Source organism: Nocardia gipuzkoensis (genome assembly GCF_021183645.1).
Lineage (GTDB): Bacteria > Actinomycetota > Actinomycetes > Mycobacteriales > Mycobacteriaceae > Nocardia > Nocardia abscessus.
Genome location: NZ_CP089225.1, coordinates 1,230,513 through 1,248,591, shown reverse-complemented (window position 1 = coordinate 1,248,591; position 18,079 = coordinate 1,230,513). Strand labels below are relative to the sequence as shown.

The window sequence follows — 18,079 nt, the reverse complement described above, 5'->3', positions numbered from 1 at the left end:
CAGGCCGAATGATGGCCGGATGAGCACGCAGCACGAGCGGGGCGCCGCGGACGAGCAGGTCATGGTCGCCCGCGCGGTCGCGGGCGACCGGGACGCCGTCGCCCAGGTGGTGCGCCTGCTGCAGGACCCGCTCTACCGGCTGGCGCTGCGGATGGTCTGGCGGCCCGCCGAGGCCGAAGACGCGACGCAGGAAATCCTGGTGCGCGTTCTCGGCCATCTGCACACCTGGCGCGCCGAAGCGAAGCTGCTCACCTGGGCTTACCGCATCGGCGTCAACCACCTGCTGAACCTGCGGCGGCAGACTCCACAGGAGGCCGCGCAGGTGAGCTTGGACGCCTACCGGGACGGGCTGGCCGACGGCTTGTCGGAGGCGGACTATCGCGGACCGGAAGCGGTGCTGCTGACCGCGGAAGTGCGGCTCACCTGCAGCCAGGGCATGCTGCAATGCCTGGCCCGCGACGAACGGGTCGCCTTCGTGCTCGGCGAGGTCTTCGAGCTGAATTCGTCCGAGGCCGCCTGGATTCTCGACGTCACTCCCGCCGCCTACCGAAAGCGGTTGGAGCGCGCCAAGAAACGGCTCGGGAACTTCCTCAACGCGACCTGCGGCCTGGTCGACCCGCAAGCGTTCTGCCGCTGCTCGCGCCGGGTGGACCGCGCGCTCGCGCTGGGACGGGTCGACCAGCGCCGTCCGGTGTACGCGCGCCATCCGGTCAGCCCGGGCGGGCGCACCGCGGTCGCGGCCGAACAGCAGATGATCCGGTTGCACGATGCGGCGTCGGTGCTGCGCGCGCACCCGGACTACGCCGCGCCGCAAGCGAAGATGGACGCCATCGCGGGGCTGCTCGGTTCCGGCCGCTTCCCTCTGCTCGACGAGAAGTGACCGGCTCGGCTCGCGCCGCGGCGATCGGCTCTGCGCCCGGTCTACTCGTCGTCGGTGGGCTGGGCGGTCGGCGGAACCCCGGTGTCGAGGAAGCGGATGAGCCGATCGATGCGTGCCGTGTGGTCGATACAGCGTTCCAGGTGATGGCCCAGCAGCGCGATATCGATCGCGACCTCGGTGGACGGTTGGGACTCCGGCTCGCGCAGCATGGCATGCAGTTGCTGGTGCAGCGTTTCCATCGGGCGCGCGGTCGGCGTCTGCTCCTCGGCCTGCGCCTGGTGGCCCGCGACCGCCTGCGCGGCCGACGCCGTGCGCTGCGCCGCCAACTGCCCCATCGCGGCGAGGACGTCCAGGATGGGTTGCGTCGCCACGTGTCCCGGATGACTCCGGTACACCTGGTCGGCGACCCGGCTGGCGAGCCAGCCGATGCGGGACAGTTCACCGGCGATCTGGATCGCGGTCACCACGTGCCGTAGGTCGCGCGCCACCGGCGCCTGTAACGCCAGCAGCACCACGGTGCGCGCCTCACACGCGCCGTACATCTTCTGCAACTGCTCGTCGAGCGCGAAGACCTCGTAGGTCGCGGTGAGGTCGGCGTCGACGAGCGCGTCGGTGACACGCTCGACGGCGTCGTGGGCGAGCGTGCACATCAGCGTCAGATCTTTCGTCAACGCGATGAGCTCGGCAGTGAACTGAGTGCGCACCGCCAAATTCTCACCTATCGACCGGTGCGGGGTCGATTCCTTGCCGGATGTTCTTCGGTAACGACCTCGCCTCGGTTCGGCGCCCGAGGCCACGCCGCGATCGCCGACCGCGCGGCGCGGGCGCTTGGGTCGCGTGGAAAACCCTGGCCCTGCGGATTTTTCGGGCAGAGCGGGCGTCGGCGCAGCCACCGGCTCGGCGCACGGGACCGAGGCAGTCGCGCGCGTCCACGCTGCGCGATCGGGCTGGTCGGCGCGGACCGGGACGAGTTGCGGAGAGTTATTGCCGGACCGGAGAATTATGGCGCACATCACAGAGAGTCGTTGCGGCGCACGCCGACTCGTCCGATTGCTCACCGCATGCCCCGCCCTGCCCCCTGGCGGCGGCGCGGACGGTCGATCCTGCCCGGTGCCGCGATCAAGTGTTTGCGATCCGGTGCCTGTGCGCGCGGTGGCCGTGCGCGCGTCTGCCCGAGCCCTGCTCAGCGCCCGAATCGCGCAGGCGCGAAGCCTGCCCGCGAATGCTGCCGGTGTTACCGTCGCGGCATGCCGAACTTGCGCGACATTCAGCATCGGGTGGTGACGGCGTTCCAGCGCCGGGTCGGCAACCCGATCCTTCGCACGCTGCCCGGGCAGACCCTGCTGGAGACCACCGGCCGGGTCAGCGGACAGCCACGGACCACCCCCATCGGCGGGCGGAAGATCGGGCGGGAATTCTGGTTGGTCGCCGAGTTCGGCGAGCGCTCGCAGTATGTCCGGAACATCAAGGCGGACAACCGGGTCCGGCTGCGGCTGCACGGGCGGTGGCACACGGGCACCGCGCACCTGCTGCCCGACGACGATCCGCGTGCCCGTCTCGCCGCCCTGCCGCGGGCCAACAGCGCGGCCGTCCGGCTCGTCGGCACCGATCTGCTCACCCTCCGCATCGATCTGGACGACTGAGCCCGGGGCCGGGTGCGTAGAGATTGATCACCCGCCCGGGATGCGGATAGTTTGCTGGGACGATGGTGGGCATGATCCGTGTGTTGACCGCCCGCTGGACCGTACTCGTACCACTGCTCGCCGTGCTCGCCCTCGCCGTCACCTGGGGCCGCAGTCTGCCCGGTGTCGCGGTGACGATCGTGGTGGTGGCGTTGATCGGGGCGGTGCTCTCCGCGGTGCACCACGCGGAGGTGGTCGCGCTCCGGGTCGGTGAACCGTTCGGCTCGCTGGTGCTGGCGATCGCGGTCACCGTGATCGAAGTCGCCCTGATCCTCACGTTGATGGGCTCGGGCGGCGACAAAACCGCCACCCTGGCCCGCGACACGGTCTTCGCCGCGGTGATGATCACCTGCAACGGCATCTTCGGTCTCTGCCTGCTGGTGGGCGCCCTACGCAGGCGGGTGGCGGTGTTCAACGCGGAAGGCACCGGTGCGGCGCTGGCCACCGTGGCGACCTTGGCCACGCTCAGTCTCGTGCTGCCCACCTTCACCACGAGCAAGCCCGGTCCGGAGTTCTCGCCCGCGCAGCTGGCCTTCGCCGCGCTGGCCTCGCTCGCGCTGTACGGCTTGTTCGTGATGGTGCAGACGGTGCGTCATCCGGACGACTTCCTGCCGGTCGAGGCGGACGGCGTCGTCGCCGAGGGTGACGAGCACGCCGAGCTGCCCAGTGCGCGCGCCGCGCTGGCGGGCCTCGGTCTGTTGCTGATCGCCCTGATCTGCGTGGTGGGGCTGGCGAAGGTGGTCTCGCCCGCCGTCGAATCGGCCGTCGAGTCGGCGGGCCTGCCGCAATCGGCGGTCGGTGTGGTGATCGCGCTGCTGGTGCTGCTGCCCGAGACGCTGGCCGCGGTGCGCGCCGCGCGCCGCGACCAGGTGCAGATCGGTCTCAATCTCGCCCTGGGTTCGGCCATGGCGAGCATCGGCCTGACCATCCCGGCGATCGCGGTGGCGAGCATCTGGCTGGAGGGCCCCTTGGCGCTCGGCCTCGGCGCGACCCAGATGGTGCTGCTGGCCCTCACCGTCGTGGTGGGCGGGCTGACGGTCGTTCCGGGTAGGGCGACCTTGCTGCAGGGCGGCGTCCACCTGGCTGTGTTCGCGGCCTTCGTCGGCCTGGCCGCCAGCCCTTGACGCCGGTGAACGCGGAACCACGAAGCGGTCGGCCCACGCGTGCTGGGCGCTGCACGATCCACATCGCCGCCTCGCACTCGCGACGGAATGAACAGCTCAGTGCGGGTATTGCGCCGCGTATCTCGCCCGTTCCAGCTCGCGGCGCCGGGCCCGCCGCGGGTTCTCCAGATCCGCGGGCAGCCCGTGTTTCGCGAGCCGGTGCGCGCGGTTCATCGGCATGAACGCGACGGTGTAGAACAGGGCCAGCAGCAGCGCCAGCAGGACCATCGCGCCGCGCAGCCACAGTTCGCCGGGGAACAGCAGGAACGCCGCGAACAGGGGCGTGAACGGCACCATCCCGCGTGCGATGTGCCGGATGGCCGCGAACCTTCCGGTCAGGTCGTCGCGCACCCACTCGCGCATCGAATCGGGCAGGCGGCGTCCGAAGGCGTAGCCGAGCCACTGGAGCGGATCGGGCCGTCGTCGCTGTCGGGTCATGCCTGCACTCCTCGGTCGGTGGCGGGGGAGCCGGACTCGGCGAGCACCGATCGGCGGGCCGCCTCGTTCACCCGGGTGAGGACGTCGCGCAGCTCCTCGAGGTCGGCCATGGTCACGCCCAGGCGGCGCACGACGGCGGGCGGGATCCGCTCGGCCTGCTCGCGCAGTTCGGCTCCGGCCCCGGTCAGGTTCACCACCAGGTTGCGCTCGTCCCGGCTGTCCCGTTCGCGGCTGATCAGCCCGGCCGCTTCCAGGCGTTTCAGCAGGGGAGACAGGGTGGGGGAGTCGAGCTGGACGGCCTCGGCGATCGCCTTGACCGACATCGGCGCCTCGCCCCACAGGGCGAGCATCACCAGATATTGCGGGTGGGTGAGCCCGAGCGGCTCGAGCAGCGGCCGGTAGACGGCGAGCACCGCGCGGTTGGCCACCGCCAGCGCGAAGCACACCTGCCGGTCCAAGCGCAGGGGATCGTCGATCTCGGTCTCCATCGGTCCTCCTTGTCCGCGCTCCAAGTTAGCGCATGAACAGTTAGTGCGTTAATTGATGTGCGCGACATCTCCGCTCGAGATCCCGGTACGGCGGCGGGTGCTCGATACCGTGAAATCCATGGACAACCACCCGGGTCCGCTACGCATCGAGGAATTGGACGCGGTGCGTGGGTTCGCGCTGTGCGGCATCCTCGTGGTGAACATCTGGCAGCTCACCGGGATGGCGACGACGGACGAATCGGGCGTGGTGATCCCGGTGCGGCACGCGCTGTCGGTGCTGTTCGAAGGACGTTTCTTCCCGATCTTCGCGTTCCTGTTCGGGATCGGTTTCGCCCTGCTCATGGACACCGCGGCGGAGCGCGGCGAGCGGCCGCGGCTGGTCCTGATCCGCCGCCTGCTCGCGCTCGGCGTCGTCGGCCTGATCCATCAGCAGTTCCAACCGGGCGAGGCGCTGCTGCCGTACGCGCTGGCCGGGTTGGTGATCCTGGTGCCCGCGTCGGCGCTGCCGAACTGGGTGGTGCTGCTGGCGGGCCTGGCAGGCACCTTCGGCGTCGCGCTGGCCCTCGGCGGCGGGTTGGCCCTGGTGCCCGGGTTGTTCCTGCTCGGCCTGGCCACCGCACGCGCCGGGATCGTGGACACCTTGGACGAGCGGGGTTGGCAGATCTTTGCGGTCTTCGCTCTCGCCCTGCCCGCCGCGATAGTGGCGGGCAGGTGGGAGTACCGCACGCCGTATCTCGAGCTGTGGTCCACCCCTGCCATAGCTGTGGCGGGCCTGATGGGCGCACTGGCTTATCTCACCGGGCTGCTGCTGTTGCTGCGCATCGAACCCGGCCAAGTGCTGGCGGAGGTGTTGCGGCCGATGGGCCGCATGGCTTTGACCAACTACGTCGGCGCCACCGCCCTGATCCTGCTCGCCGCACCGCGTCTGGGACTGACCGGCTCCGACGACTACGCGACGGTGCTCGGGCTGGCGGTCACGATCGTCGCGGTGCAGGCGGTGTTCAGCGCCGGGTGGTTGCGGTTGTTCGAGTACGGCCCGCTGGAATGGGTGTGGCGGTGCGTCACCTGGTGGACGGTGGTGCCGATCCGGCGGGCGCGGGTGCCGAGCCGTCGGTATTGAACTCAGCGCCCAGCGGCGGGATCGCCGGTCTTCTCCAGCGCGGCCAGCGTCGTGGAAACCAGCGGCGAGGTGTCGAATTGCACGGCGACCTCGACCAGCCAGGCCAGCTCGGCGGCCAGCGTGGGTTGGCTCGGCTCGGCGAAGGATTCGTCGTCGCCGGCGGGTGGCAGGCCGAGCCGGTGCGCCCGCAGCGCGGCGGCGATGCGGGCGGCCTCGATCGCGGCGGCCCGGGTGTACCACGGTACGGCCAGTTCGGTGGCCAGGCGCTCGGCGATCGCCGTCGCCTCGGCGGACAGGTGCGGTTGCAGGCGCAACAGCCAGTCCCGGATCTCGATCACCCTGCGGTATACCCGGTCTCGGGCCGCCGTGCTCCGGTCCGGTGTGGGTGCCAGTTCCGGGTCCACCTCACGCAGGGCCAGCCACAGCGGACGCAGCCGCGGCAGCGCCCGCAGCCGGGCGATCGTGTGCAGCAGCCACGGCGCCAGCGAGGGGCACAGATAACCGACCAGCATGACGGTCGCGCCCAGGCTCGCGAACGCGGGCGCGACGTCGGTGTTGAGGCGGCGCAGATCGAGGTCGAACCACGCCGCGCCGACCGCGATCACCTTGCCCGCGCTGTAGCCCAGCGCGACGGCGCTGCCGACCGCGAGCAGCCGGAGGCCCCGCCGCAACCAGAGCCGGTCGACCTCGCCGATCCACCTGCGGCACAACACGATGATGCGGATCAGCGCCGCGGAGTACACCGCGAGGTAGAAGCCGAGGAAAGCCACCGCCGATGGGACCTTCGCGTAGTGGGCGTCGAAGTCGGTTGGATGGCTCTCGTCGTGTACCGGGGCCGCGGCGAACAGCACCGCCAACACCGCGAGCACGAGCACCGGCAATATGAGGACGCGCCGCCCGGTCCCGCCGTCCGGCTCCTGGGGCGCCACCATGAACCCGGTCCACACCACCTGAGCGAGCACGGCACCGGCGATGGCCCCGTACACCACGAGCGAAGCGAGATTGGGAATGCCCGAGACGTTCCCGATCCAGGTATAGGTCTGCGGCACAGCCGCTTCGAATCCGATCCCCGCCGCGAGAATGGCGAATGCGACGGCCCAGCGTGCGGCACTACCCGGGTTGCGAACGGCGAGGGTGACCCGCCAGAGGAAGGCGGCGAAGGCGAAGGCGGCCACGCCGCCGTAGACCAGTCCGAACCACATCGGCTCAGCCCTGCCCCGGGCCCAGCGCGTCCAGCAGGCGGCGCGCGGCGACCGGCGCGGAATCGGGCAGGACCCATTCCTCCCTGGCGGTCCACTGCGTGATGTGGTGGGCCATCAACATATTCGCGATGTGCTCTGCCTCGCGTTCCTGGGGCTGCGCGTAGCTGGTGCGCCCGAGCATCCGCCGCACGACGGCGGGGTCGATGTTCGGCGCGAGCAGCCGCACCGCTTCGCCGCCGCCGACGTCGACGGTGCGGTGCCCGGCGAGCAGATGGCCGAGCTCGTGACAGACGATGTGGTCCTGGTGCACCTTCGAGGTGTTGCGCTGGTAGGCGATGAAGTCGATCGCGTCGGTGACCAGCAGGCCGCCGGTGAGTCCGGTGACCGGGAAGCTCTCCGGACGCAGGCGCAGCGGCCGGGCGCGGCGCTCGGCCACCGCCTCGGCCAGCTCGCCGACGGTGAACCGGCCGGGCAGCCCGAGACCGCGCAGTTGGCGGCGCAGCCAGCGACGATCCAGCACCGGCTGGTCACCTCCGTCCTTGCTCCACGCCGCGACCCGCATCGCTCACTCGCGTTGTTCGTTCTCGATGCGCCGCAGGACATCCAGCATCGCCAGCACCGACTCCGCGCGGACCGTACCCTGTTGCAGCCCGTCGCGCAGCACCAGCTCGAGCACCTCGTGCTCGGCATTTCCCTTGAGCGCGTTGATCAATGCCAGCTCGCTGCCCCGCGCCGCCGCCAGTTGCGGATCGGTGAACGGGTCCAGGCTGTCGAGCCCGAAGTAGCCCCGGAACACCTCGAGCGTCTCGTAGGACGGGTTCACCGCCTGTCCGGTGCGCAGCTTCCAGAGGTAGTTGGCGGACAGGCTCGCCCCGGTGGTGCGGTGGATGTCCTCGGCGAGCGCTCGATGGGTGATCTCTTGCGGCCGTCCGTCTTTGCTCGCCGGCGGGTGCATTCCGTTGATGAGCGTCGTGAGAGCCCGCGTGAACGGGTGTGCATCCTCCCCCATGATCAGCGTGTCTCCTGTAGTTGACAGCGTGTGTGTCGTAGATCATACTCGTCCGTGCTCCGCCGGCGCATGCCGGTGTGGTCGCCCCGAAGGGGTGGGTGACCGCGAGAGGCCCGGCATCCGAGAGCGGGAGCAGGTGGGGCGATCATCGTCGCTCGCCCCATCTCATCGCCAGATCCACCGGCAGCGCCAGTGGACCTCGATGACGAAAGCCGGAGCGCCAGACGATCTCTCGCTCGTCCACCGCCAGGGCCGAATCCGGCCACCGGGCGAAGACGTGATCGACGGCCGCGGCGGTGACGGTGTGCACCAGCGCGTTGCCCAGGCAGGCGTGCACGCCGTAGCCGAGCGCGAGCTGGGCGCCGCGGTCTCTCCTGAGCTCCAATTCCCTGGGCCGGTCGAAGATCTCGGGATCGTGATTGGCCGAGGCCAGGCACAGCAGAACGGTTTGTCCCGCGCGAATCGTCGTGTCGCCGATGGTCAGCTCGGTCACTGCGAACCGTGGCCCGGCCAGCACCTGCGGCGACAGGTAGCGCAGCAGTTCGTCCACGGCGGACTGTTTGTCTTCTGTCGCACGCCACACCCGCAACTGATCGGGATGGCCCAGCAACGTGAGCACCGAACCGGCGATCAGGTCGGCGAGCACCTCGTACCAGACGAACAGCAGATAGAACAGCAGTCCGGCCAGCTCGTCGGCGGTCGGCGAGCCGGAACTCCGGTGCGCGGCGACCCACCGGCCGAGCGCCGTATCGGGCCGCGCCGCCGCGGTGGCCTCGGTGATGATCGCGTGCATGGTGGCCAGGGTGTCGCGGGCGCGCGGTGGCGATTGCGACGGAAGCAGTGTCGAATTCGCCCAGTCGCGAAGACGTTCCGAGACCGGGTCGTCGAGGCCGAGCAGCTCGCTCAGCACGGCTGCGGGGAGGGGTACCGCCAACCGTTCGACCAGATCGACCGTCCCGCCCGGATCACCCGCGCGCAGCAGCGAATCCACCAGGCTCGGAGCGAGCGCGGTCCACTCGGCCAGCCTGCGCGGCGACAACTCGGCGGTGACCATGCTGCGCAGCCGGGCGTGGTCGGCCGCGGCGGCGTTGAGCATCTCGTCCAGCGGTGGCGGGACGGGGAAACCTCGGTAGTCGTCCCCTTGCGCGTGCCGGGCCTGAGTGGAAAGCCGTTGATCCAGCAGTCCGGCCCGCACGTCGCGGTAGCGCGTCACCAGCCAAGCCGGAGGACCGTCCGGCGTCCGGACGCGGTGTACGCCCCCGGTGTTGCGCAGCCGATCGAGCGTGGGCCACGGGTCTCGCGCGAATTCGGGGTCGAACACGTCCGTCACCCGGTCATCATCGCGCACCGTATGGTGCGCACGGGCGGCCGATGGTTACCGCATGGGCCGGCGATGCCGTGGAGTGCGGCGGAACGCTCCGATCAGGAGGCGGAGGCTCCGGTCTGGCGGATCGCGTCGAGAACCTCGCCGTAGGTCAGCGTCGTGGAGTTCACCAGCACGCGTTCCGACGGGACGTCGATGTCGACGGAGTCGATGCCGTTGACGCCGCGCAGTGAAGATTCGATCGCCGACGCGGACTCGCGGGTAACGTTGTGCAGAGTAACTGTGTACGTCATGCATTTCGCATTGCCCGATTCGTCCCGATCAAACTTTTCTTTTCGCCGCGTTTGATCGCCTGGACCCCGGGAATTGCGGTGTTGTCATACGACTCGACGCCACAGGGATTGTCATGATCATCATCATCGGGCTCGTCGCCCTGATCGCGGCCGTGATCATCGGAGTTGCCGCCGTAGTCGGCAACACCGGCCCCGCTCAGCAACTGACGAGCGATTTCGCGGTATTCGACTACCACTTCCAAGGTTCCAGCGGAGCGCTGTTCGGCTACGGGGTCGCGCTCGGCGCGATCGGGATGTTCGGACTGGCGCTCGTCCTGACCGGTGCCTGGCGGGTGACCCGCCGCGGCATGGTCGCGCGTCGTGAGCTGGCGCAGTCCCGTCGCGAGATGGCGGCGGTACGGCGTGATCTGGCGACAGACACCTCCGTACCGGTCAAGGGCACTGCCCAGGAACCGGCCTGGCGGCGGTGGCTGCGTACACCCGGTTCGGGCGGCACCCGGACCGATCGCGGCGCGACGGTATCGACCTCCAAACCCGTGACCGCGAAATAGTTATCGAGAAAAGGAATACGACAATGATTATTCTCGGCCTCATCCTCCTGGTTCTGGGCTGGCTGCTCGGAATTTCGTTGCTCACCACGGCGGGCATCATCGTGCTGATCATCGGGCTGGTACTGCTGGTGGCCGGTTCGGTGGGCCGTCCGGTGGGCGGCCGCCGCTGGTACTACTAGAGGAATTCGCCATGAAGTTCGAAGATCGCCTCGCGCACCAGGTGCAAGCGACCAGGGGCAGCATGAAGAAATTTCTCGGCAGAGCGACCGGGAACTCCCGGCTGGAGGCCGAGGGACGGCGTGAGCAGGCTCGCGGCAACGTCAAGCGGGCCGCGGACAAACTGCGGGGCGCGTTCAAGCGCTGACCGCGTAACCGGCGACCGGTGCCGGGCGAAGGCCGACAGCCTCCGCCCGGCATCGGCGTGCGTCGGGACGGATGCGCAACAGCGCTGCGCCGGAGTCAGATTCCGGCGACGTCGGCGAGCTGCCCGATGCCATAGGTGACGGCCATGGCCAGCGCACCGCCCAGCACCACCCGCAGCACCGCCCGGCCCCGTGAGCTTCCGCCCAGCCGGGCGCTGACCGACCCGGTGAGCGCGAGGGCCGTGAGCACGGCCGCGAAGGTCACCGGAATGCGCGCGGTGACCGGCGGCAGCAGGATGGCCAGCAACGGCAACAGCGCGCCGAGGGTGAACGCCACCGCCGAGGACAACGCCGCCTGCCAGGGGTTGGTCAGCTCGGCGGGATTCAGGCCGAGTTCGGCCTCCGCGTGCGCGGTGAACGCGTCGTGCGCGGTGAGTTCTTCGGCGACCTTCCGCGCCGTTTCCGGCGTCAGCCCCTTCGCCTGGTAGATGCCCGTGAGTTCTGCCAGCTCGTAGTCCGGCTCCTCGCGCAGTTCGCGGCGTTCTTTCGCCAGCAGGGCCCGCTCCGAATCACGCTGGGTGCTGACCGACACGTATTCGCCCACCGCCATCGAGATCGCGCCCGCCGAAATACCCGCGATGCCCGCCGTGAACAACGCCGCGGTGTCGGTTGTCGCCGCGGCGACGCCGACGACCAGCCCCGCCGTGGACACGATGCCGTCGTTGGCGCCGAGCACACCCGCGCGCAGCCAGTTGAGCTTGGCGGCGAAGCCGTCGCCGTGCGGTTCGTGCGGATGGGCGCCGGAGGCGCTGTTCGTGCGAGCCATGAATGCACCCTAATGACACCGCGACGCGCGGACGGGACCCCCGTGCCGCCCCGGGTGATCGGTCAACCGCCCGGCTGACGGGGAACCGCCGGCGGCTGCGGAAGCATCGTGCGGTGGATGATCTGCAGGATCAGCAGGAACAGGACCGAGAGCGCGGCGGTGGTGTAGTCCCCGAGCAACATCGCCAGCACCGCGAACCCACCGAACACGGGGAACTCCAGCAGAGCGCACCAGCGCAGGATCCGCAGCCGCCTGGCGTTGGCGGCCAGCCGCTGCACGCCGTCGTCGATGATGGTCAGCGCCGTCTCGTAGCGCACCATGCCGTCGCCGACCTGGACGAACATGTGCACCGCCTGGTCGCGGCTCAGTTCGCCGAGCCAGGCTCGGTCGATCAGCCGCTTGCCCTCCTCGGCGACCTCCTTGATAACCGCGTCCATGCGGCCCCCTTCCCAGTCGTTCCAGGAGTCTAGCGGCCGAATCGTGCCTTCCCAGTGGCGATTCAAGCGGGTGGGAAGACGTAGACGCGCTCCGGGACGATCCGCACGATCAGCCGGTGCGCCTCGGGTTCCGGCGGAGGCGTGGCGCCGCCCATGTACTTGGCGTACATCGCGGTGAGCAGGGTCTTGTCCGGGTCGTCGGTGATCTCGGCCCGGCCGCGCACCTCCACGTACCGGCCGTCGGCGCGGCTGAGCACCAGCAGGCTCACCCGGGGATCGCGCACCATGTTGCGGGTTTTCAGCCTTCCCTCGATCGTGCTGAACAGCAGGGTGTCGCCGTCGTAGTCGACGAAGATCACCGAGGACTGCGGACGGCCGTCCGCGTTCGCGGTGGCCAGGACGGCGGCGTGGGGGCCGTCGATCAGGGTGCGCACGATGTCGTCGAGTGGCATGGGAATTCTCCTCGGTCGATGCGGGAATCACGGTGATCCCCGTCAGGTGGACTTCCGTCGCGAGCCGGAGGAATCGGGGTAAGCGATTCTTTTTCGCGTCCCGCTCGGTCTCATCTGTGACGGCTCACGCTCGGTGGACCGGGAAAGGACCTGCGGATGACCACGACCAGCGCGCTGCCCGACGCCGAATTCACTCGCCGCACCCAGCCGTATCGCCGGGAACTGCTCGCGCACTGCTACCGCATGCTCGGCTCGGTCCACGACGCCGAAGACCTGGTGCAGGAGACCTATCTGCGGGCTTGGCGCTCCTTCGACACCTTCGAGGGGCGTTCCTCGGTGCGGACCTGGCTGTACCGGATCGCCACGAATGCGTGCCTGACCGCGCTCGGGCACCACGGGCGGCGCGTGCTGCCCTCCGGTCTCGGCGCACCGGGCACGGACCCGTCCGCGCCGCCGGTCGCCGCCGCGGCGGACGTCCGGTGGCTCCAGCCCCTGCCGGACGCGCTGGTGACGCCGGAGTCGGCGGACCCGGCCGGTGTGGCCGTAGCTCGCGACAGCCTGCGCCTCGCGCTGATCGCCTGCCTGCAACACCTGAACGGCAGGCAGCGCGCCGTGCTGCTGCTGCGCGACGTGCTCGGACTGCCCGCGGCCGAAGTCGCCGACCTGCTGGACACCAGTACCGCGGCGGTGAAGAGCACGTTGCAGCGTGCCCGGGCCCGGCTCGCCGAGGTCTCGTCGGTCGCCGAGCAGGCGGTGGCGCCGAGCGATCCGGGACAGCGCGCGCTGCTCGAGGAGTACCTGATCGCGTTCCGCCGTGCCGATCCGGCGGCCATCGAACGACTGCTGCACCGCGACGCCGTTCTGGAGATGCCGCCGTCGGGCACCTGGTTCGCGGGCAAGAAGACGTGCGTCGACTACCTGGCCCAGCAGGTCCTCGGGAGCCCCGGCGAGTGGATGCTGTTCCCGGCCGCGGCCAACGGGCAACTTGCCGCGGTGGCCTATCACCGGGAATCCGGCTGCGACTACCGGGCTTTCGGCGTCGCGGTGCTCACCACGACGCAGGACTCGATCATCCGGATCACCGCATTCGGCGACCCGGATCTGGTCACGGCCTTCGGATTCGCCCCGGTGCTCGGGCTGACCCGCTAGGCCCGGTCGCGGCCAGCACGATCGTCTCGGATGCCGATCCACGCGTAGTCGCGCGCCCGGGTAATCGCGACGAGCTTCTGCCGGTCGGCGAGTTCGGCTCGTTCGCGGCTCGCGCCCGCGCCGGGCCGGCCGCCGCCCGACCAGGTCGGGTGGAAGACGGCCGCGAAGTCGAGGCCCTTGGCGCGGTGGACCGTGCCGACCTTGACCGCGGCCACCGGCGTGCCGTCGTACTCCTCGAGGCGCAGCGTCGCGATGCCGACGGCGTCGAGCGCCCCGGCGAGCCGGTCGGCCGAATGGCGTGTCCTGGTCAGCACGGCGATGTCGGACAGTGGTTTCCCGCACTCGCGGATGCCGTGCACCAGCGCGGCCTCCAGGTACTGGTCCGGTCCACGCCAGATGTGCACCAGTCCGTCGGGCAGGGCGACGTCGGCGTCACGCAACAGCACACCGGGCGCGTCGTCGAAATCGCCCAGTGCGTTCACCGCTTCGATGCCGGCCGCGTTCTCCCACACGCGGCGGCGATTGCGGTAGTTCACCCGCAGGATCTCCCCGCGCCCGCGCAGGCTGATGCCCGCGTCGGCCATCCGCCAGCCGCCCGCGTACACCTGCTGCTGCCCGTCGCCGAGCAGCAGCAGCGGACTCGATCCGTTGCCCCCGGCGATGGCGTGGGCCAGCCGCAGCCCGGCCAGCGTGATGTCCTGCACCTCGTCCACGACGACCGCGTCGTACGGTTGTGCCAGTGGTTCGTTGCGTATCTCGGCCAGCGCGACGGCGATCACGTCGCTGTAGTCGGAGATGCCGCGTCTGCGCATCTCGGTCACGTAGGGGACGTAGAGCTTGCGCCATACCTCGGCGCGCCGGTCGGCGTCGAGGCGCACGCCGTCGCGTCCGAAGCGCTCGGTGCGCTGATAGACGTCGAGATCATCGATCTCCCGGCCCTTGATGACCCGGTCGATCTCCTCCCGCCAGTAGCTCCCGTGCGGCTCGATGTCCTCGAAGTCCGCTCTCGCGCGCTCCCAGACGCGGCCGAAGACCTGATCGGCTCCGTGCGGATCGAGTCTGGGCGCCGCTATCCGGTGGCCGAGGAAATCCAGCGCCCAGGAATGCAGTCCGGCGAACTGGACCCGGCCCTCGGTCCCCGGTGCGAGCCGGCGGAAGTAGGTTTCCTGGCAGTTCGCCAGGGTCTTGACGAACGTGGTGTACAGCTGACGTCCGGTGGATCGCTTGGCCTGCCTCGCCATGCGGTGCAGCGCCACCACCGTCTTCCCGGTGCCCGCTGGCCCGGTCACCCGTGCTGGGCCGGTGTACGTGCGGTTGACCAGGAGTTCCTGTTCGGGATCCAGGAAGGTCATCCAGTGCTGGAACGGCATCCGCAGCGCGGTGTCCCGTTGCGGAGCAAGCACCTCCGACCGTTCGAGCAGGGCGAGATCGGGTGGGCCGTCCTCTTCGATCTCCAGCAGGTCGTATTCGCGCGCGGACTGATGCGCGATCGTGTTCGCGATCGCCTGTACCCGGCTCGGGCGCAGCCGCCGGCTTCGTGCGCGGATCACCCGATCGAGCTCGCCGGGCCCGGCGACGGCGAACCGGCCGTCCTCGCGCAGGCCGACTCCGGCCGGGACGAGCAGGACGATCTGCACGTCGTGGGCGACCACCTTCTCCCGCCCGAACTGCAACTTGCCTAACCTCGCTTCGACGTCGCGACGGATGTCGTCGAGCTCGGCAGGTACGTTGTCGACGAAGCGCAACGCGAAAAGGCCCGTGCCGCAGACCAGCAGCGCATGCGCGTGGTCGGCAGGCACGCGCCCCGCGTCCCGGTGCACGAGCAGGTACCGCCCCGGCTGTGCCAGCGCGTCGGCGAGGAATGCTCCCTGATGCGAGGTGAAGCCGGGGATGCGGGCCAGCGTGTCCGCGACACGGGCAAGCCAGGTATCGGTGCTCATGGGTCCCCCTTCGGTGCACACATACCTCGTCTTCGACGGTAAAGACCCGGCGTCGAGGAGGGAATGGACCGATCACTTTCCGCGCCAACCGTTACCGAATCGGGCGAATCGGACGCCGGACCGTTGTCGACTCGTCACCCGAAAGTGCTGTGCGACTATGTTCTTCCGTGCGATCCGGTGCGGCGCAACGCGGTAGGCGTTGTGCCCCACCATCTTCGGGCGCATCGGGTGAACGTCGCCTGCTCCGACAGCCCGATCAGCGAGGCGACCTGACTCATCGGCATATCCGTCGTGGTGAGATACCGGCGCGCCGCGTCACGGCGGACCTCGTCCAGGATCGCGGCGAACGAGGTGCGCTCGGCCGCGAGACGTCGTTGCAGGGTGCGCGGGTGCACGGTGAGCAGCCGGGCGACAGCGCCGATCTCGGGCGTGGACGTGCCGAGCAGTTGCCGGACGGCGGCGCGCACCTTCGGACTGATCGCCGCGTCCGCGCCGCCGGACTGTTCGGCGAGGAACGCGATGGCCAGCCGGTGCAGGTTCTCGTCACCGCCGGTCAGCGGCCTGCTCGCCAGGCTGCTCGGCACCCGCAGCGCCGCGAACGGCCGCTCGACGCGCACCGGGGCGCCGAAGAACTCCTCGTAGTCGGCGAGCGGCGCCTCCGGCCGATAGGGCAGCTCGACCGAGCGCAATCCGTAGCGGTCGTCCACCAGACGGTGAATGGTGCGATGCACGAACGCCAGCCCTAGGTCGGTGCCCTGGACGGGGGTCGGCAATCCAGGCTGCATGCCGTACCGCAGCGCGATCACTCCGCGATCGCCGTAGGGGTCCGGTTCGAGCGTGAGGCTGAGCGAGCGCGCGTGCAGGAACAGATACCGCGCCGAGCATTCGAGCACGTCGGCCAGCGACGGCGAATTCCGGATGGCCAGCGCCAGCGGGCCGAGCATGTCCAGGTCCTGTCGCTGGGAGATCCGCAAGCCCAGGTCGGGGCAGCGCAGCTGGTGCGCGGCCAGCTCCAGCACGCCCGCGACCCGCTCGTCGGGCACGAGCAGGTCGTCGGCGTCCAGCGCGGCCACCGGCAAGCCGCACGCCGTGGCCAGCGCTTCGGCGTCCCCGCCCAGCTCGGCCACGGTGGCGCGGAACCCGCGCAACCCCGCGGACCGAATCACCGACATGTCGTCGAGGATCAAATACTTGTCGCGCAAAGTCAAGGAAGCCATCCGCACGGCTCGCACACTGGAGACATGACCGAGACCGTCGCAGTACCGGAACACCTCGATGTCGTGATCGTCGGCGCCGGACTCTCCGGTATCGGCGCGGCCTACCGGCTGCAGACCGAGTGCCGGGGCAAGACCTACGCCGTCCTGGAGGCCCGCGACGCGCTGGGCGGCACCTGGGACCTGTTCCGCTACCCGGGGATTCGCTCGGACTCCGACATGTTCACCCTCGGCTACCCGTTCAAGCCGTGGCGCGACGCCAAGTCGATCGCCGACGGTCCGTCGATCCTGCGCTACATCACCGAGACCGCGACCGAGCACGGCATCGACCGGCACATCCGTTACCGCACCAGGGTGCTCGCCGCCGACTGGGACAGCGGCACCGCCCGCTGGACGTTGACGCTCGCGCAGCGCGACGCGTCGGGCGGCACCGAGACGCGCACGCTCACCTGCGGCTTCCTCTACGCCTGCGCCGGGTACTACGACTACGAGCAGCCGTACACGCCGGAGTTTCCCGGCATCTCCTCCTTCACAGGCGAGGTGGCGCACCCGCAGTTCTGGCCCGAGGACTTCGACTACCGCGGCAAGCGCGTCGTCGTGATCGGCAGCGGCGCCACCGCGGTCACGCTGGTTCCGGCCATGGCGCAGCAGGCGCAGTTGGTGACGATGCTGCAGCGCACGCCGACCTGGATCAGCGCCGTACCCGGCCGGGACAAAGTGGCCGACAAGGTCCGCGAACTCCTCCCGCCGCGGCTGGCACATCGCGTGATCCGCACCAAGAACATCCTCTTCGGCATCGGCTTCTATCAGTACTGCCGACGGCGTCCGGACGCGGCGCGCAAGCTGCTCACCGGCCTCACCACGCGCATCCTGAAGGACGACAAGGCCGTCGCGGAGCACTTCACGCCCAGCTACAACCCGTGGGACCAGCGGCTGTGCGCGGTCCCCGACGCGGACTTCTTCAAGGCGATGAAGAAGGGCAAGGCCGAGGTCGTCACCGACCACATCGATACCTTCGTGCCGGAGGGTATCCGGCTGAAGTCGGGCCGGGTGCTGGAGGCGGACGTCGTGATCACCGCGACCGGGTTGAAACTGCTGGCCTTCGGCGGTATCGCTCCCAGTGTCGACGGTGCGCGAGTCGAGTTGTCCGAGCAATTCGTCTGGCAGGGGACCATGATCACCGGCGTGCCCAACTTCGCCGTGTGCATCGGATACACCAACGCCTCGTGGACGTTGCGCGCAGATCTCACCTCCCGGCTGATCTGCAAGGTGCTCAACCACATGGATCGCAAGGGCTACGCCGCCGTGGTGCCGCGGCCGCAGGGCGAGCTCGCCGAGCACCCGCTGCTGGACCTGGCCTCCGGTTACATCCAGCGCTCCATCGGCGACTTCCCGCGCCAGGGCGATCGTCATCCGTGGAAGGTGCGGCAGAACTACCTGCTCGACTCGGCCACCACGCTGCGCACGGACTTGGACAAGACGCTCACCGCCACGCCGAAATCGGCGGTGCGCCGGCCGGTGCCGGTCGCCTAGCTCGGCAGGCGTGCGG

22 protein-coding genes are annotated in these 18,079 nt (G+C 69.7%); 9 read left to right on the top strand and 13 right to left on the bottom strand.

All coding sequences use genetic code 11. The annotated features are described in order from the left end of the window. Window positions 1-19: 19 nt before the first annotated feature. On the top strand, window positions 20-880 hold the full coding sequence (locus LTT66_RS05790) for an RNA polymerase sigma factor (RefSeq protein WP_233064935.1): 861 nt from the start codon (window positions 20-22) through the stop codon (window positions 878-880). Window positions 881-921: 41 nt separating this feature from the next. Here LTT66_RS05790 and LTT66_RS05785 read toward each other — a convergent pair whose 3' ends face one another. Further along, window positions 922-1,584: a phosphate signaling complex PhoU family protein gene (locus LTT66_RS05785; protein WP_233064926.1), complete on the bottom strand. Its 663-nt coding sequence runs from the start codon at window positions 1,582-1,584 to the stop codon at window positions 922-924. A gap of 543 nt (window positions 1,585-2,127) precedes the next feature. On the opposite strand from LTT66_RS05785, the gene LTT66_RS05780 reads away from it, so the two are divergent. Together LTT66_RS05780 and LTT66_RS05775 are read left to right on the top strand one after the other, a co-directional pair. Continuing rightward, on the top strand, window positions 2,128-2,523 hold the full coding sequence (locus LTT66_RS05780; RefSeq protein ID WP_181719972.1) for a nitroreductase/quinone reductase family protein: 396 nt from the start codon (window positions 2,128-2,130) through the stop codon (window positions 2,521-2,523). A 71-nt stretch (window positions 2,524-2,594) separates the two neighbouring features. Beyond that, complete coding sequence (locus tag LTT66_RS05775; protein WP_233064924.1) at window positions 2,595-3,686, top strand: calcium:proton antiporter; 1,092 nt, start codon at window positions 2,595-2,597, stop codon at window positions 3,684-3,686. Window positions 3,687-3,782: 96 nt separating this feature from the next. On the opposite strand, the gene LTT66_RS05770 is transcribed toward LTT66_RS05775, so the two are convergent. Together LTT66_RS05770 and LTT66_RS05765 are read right to left on the bottom strand one after the other, a co-directional pair. Beyond that, window positions 3,783-4,163 carry a DUF5313 family protein gene (locus LTT66_RS05770; RefSeq protein ID WP_233064922.1) on the bottom strand — a complete coding sequence of 127 codons (381 nt, stop codon included), beginning with the start codon at window positions 4,161-4,163 and terminating at the stop codon, window positions 3,783-3,785. Then, window positions 4,160-4,651 carry a MarR family winged helix-turn-helix transcriptional regulator gene (locus LTT66_RS05765; protein ID WP_233064913.1) on the bottom strand — a complete coding sequence of 164 codons (492 nt, stop codon included), beginning with the start codon at window positions 4,649-4,651 and terminating at the stop codon, window positions 4,160-4,162. Before LTT66_RS05765 ends, LTT66_RS05770 begins: the two co-directional genes overlap by 4 nt. A 118-nt stretch (window positions 4,652-4,769) precedes the next feature. On the opposite strand from LTT66_RS05765, the gene LTT66_RS05760 reads away from it, so the two are divergent. Then, entirely contained in the window at window positions 4,770-5,771 is a 1,002-nt protein-coding gene (locus LTT66_RS05760; protein WP_233064911.1) for a DUF418 domain-containing protein, read from the top strand. Window positions 5,772-5,773: 2 nt separating this feature from the next. Here LTT66_RS05760 and LTT66_RS05755 read toward each other — a convergent pair whose 3' ends face one another. From LTT66_RS05755 to LTT66_RS05735, 5 genes are all read right to left on the bottom strand, one after another. Then, entirely contained in the window at window positions 5,774-6,973 is a 1,200-nt protein-coding gene (locus LTT66_RS05755) for an MAB_1171c family putative transporter (protein WP_233064909.1), read from the bottom strand. Between the two features lie 4 nt (window positions 6,974-6,977). Continuing rightward, complete coding sequence (locus LTT66_RS05750; protein ID WP_233064907.1) at window positions 6,978-7,535, bottom strand: ImmA/IrrE family metallo-endopeptidase; 558 nt, start codon at window positions 7,533-7,535, stop codon at window positions 6,978-6,980. Window positions 7,536-7,538: 3 nt separating this feature from the next. Then, the gene (locus LTT66_RS05745; protein ID WP_195103334.1) at window positions 7,539-7,982 is read right to left on the bottom strand and encodes a hypothetical protein; all 444 of its coding nucleotides are present in this window, start codon (window positions 7,980-7,982) and stop codon (window positions 7,539-7,541) included. A gap of 145 nt (window positions 7,983-8,127) precedes the next feature. Then, window positions 8,128-9,312, bottom strand: coding sequence for a cytochrome P450 (locus LTT66_RS05740; protein WP_233064905.1), 1,185 nt, complete (start codon window positions 9,310-9,312; stop codon window positions 8,128-8,130). 92 nt (window positions 9,313-9,404) lie between these two features. Beyond that, window positions 9,405-9,599: a hypothetical protein gene (locus tag LTT66_RS05735; protein ID WP_233064903.1), complete on the bottom strand. Its 195-nt coding sequence runs from the start codon at window positions 9,597-9,599 to the stop codon at window positions 9,405-9,407. 113 nt (window positions 9,600-9,712) lie between these two features. Here LTT66_RS05735 and LTT66_RS05730 point away from each other — a divergent pair, with 113 nt between their 5' ends. From LTT66_RS05730 to LTT66_RS05720, 3 genes are read left to right on the top strand one after another with little or no spacing between them, the layout of a single operon-like run. Next, entirely contained in the window at window positions 9,713-10,150 is a 438-nt protein-coding gene (locus tag LTT66_RS05730; protein ID WP_181719964.1) for a hypothetical protein, read from the top strand. 23 nt (window positions 10,151-10,173) lie between these two features. Further along, window positions 10,174-10,329, top strand: a complete 156-nt coding sequence (locus LTT66_RS05725; protein WP_085994835.1) for a DUF6131 family protein — start codon at window positions 10,174-10,176, stop codon at window positions 10,327-10,329. An 11-nt stretch (window positions 10,330-10,340) separates the two neighbouring features. Next, window positions 10,341-10,514, top strand: a complete 174-nt coding sequence (locus LTT66_RS05720; protein WP_233064902.1) for a CsbD family protein — start codon at window positions 10,341-10,343, stop codon at window positions 10,512-10,514. A 95-nt stretch (window positions 10,515-10,609) separates the two neighbouring features. On the opposite strand, the gene LTT66_RS05715 is transcribed toward LTT66_RS05720, so the two are convergent. From LTT66_RS05715 to LTT66_RS05705, 3 genes are all read right to left on the bottom strand, one after another. Then, entirely contained in the window at window positions 10,610-11,338 is a 729-nt protein-coding gene (locus LTT66_RS05715; protein WP_233064900.1) for a VIT1/CCC1 transporter family protein, read from the bottom strand. Window positions 11,339-11,400: 62 nt separating this feature from the next. Beyond that, a complete protein-coding gene (locus LTT66_RS05710; protein ID WP_233064898.1) occupies window positions 11,401-11,775 on the bottom strand; it encodes a hypothetical protein in 375 nt (124 codons plus the stop codon). 62 nt (window positions 11,776-11,837) lie between these two features. Then, entirely contained in the window at window positions 11,838-12,227 is a 390-nt protein-coding gene (locus tag LTT66_RS05705; RefSeq protein WP_233064896.1) for a PPOX class F420-dependent oxidoreductase, read from the bottom strand. A gap of 156 nt (window positions 12,228-12,383) precedes the next feature. Between LTT66_RS05705 and LTT66_RS05700 the strand changes: the two genes are divergently transcribed. Further along, the gene (locus LTT66_RS05700) at window positions 12,384-13,376 is read left to right on the top strand and encodes a sigma-70 family RNA polymerase sigma factor (RefSeq protein ID WP_233064886.1); all 993 of its coding nucleotides are present in this window, start codon (window positions 12,384-12,386) and stop codon (window positions 13,374-13,376) included. Here LTT66_RS05700 and LTT66_RS05695 read toward each other — a convergent pair. Together LTT66_RS05695 and LTT66_RS05690 are read right to left on the bottom strand one after the other, a co-directional pair. Further along, window positions 13,373-15,316, bottom strand: a complete 1,944-nt coding sequence (locus LTT66_RS05695; protein WP_233064884.1) for a UvrD-helicase domain-containing protein — start codon at window positions 15,314-15,316, stop codon at window positions 13,373-13,375. The genes LTT66_RS05700 and LTT66_RS05695 overlap by 4 nt on opposite strands. Window positions 15,317-15,471: 155 nt before the next feature. Next, on the bottom strand, window positions 15,472-16,533 hold the full coding sequence (locus tag LTT66_RS05690; RefSeq protein WP_233064882.1) for an AraC family transcriptional regulator: 1,062 nt from the start codon (window positions 16,531-16,533) through the stop codon (window positions 15,472-15,474). 24 nt (window positions 16,534-16,557) lie between these two features. On the opposite strand from LTT66_RS05690, the gene LTT66_RS05685 reads away from it, so the two are divergent. Beyond that, a complete protein-coding gene (locus LTT66_RS05685) occupies window positions 16,558-18,063 on the top strand; it encodes a flavin-containing monooxygenase (RefSeq protein WP_233064873.1) in 1,506 nt (501 codons plus the stop codon). Window positions 18,064-18,079: the final 16 nt, after the last annotated feature.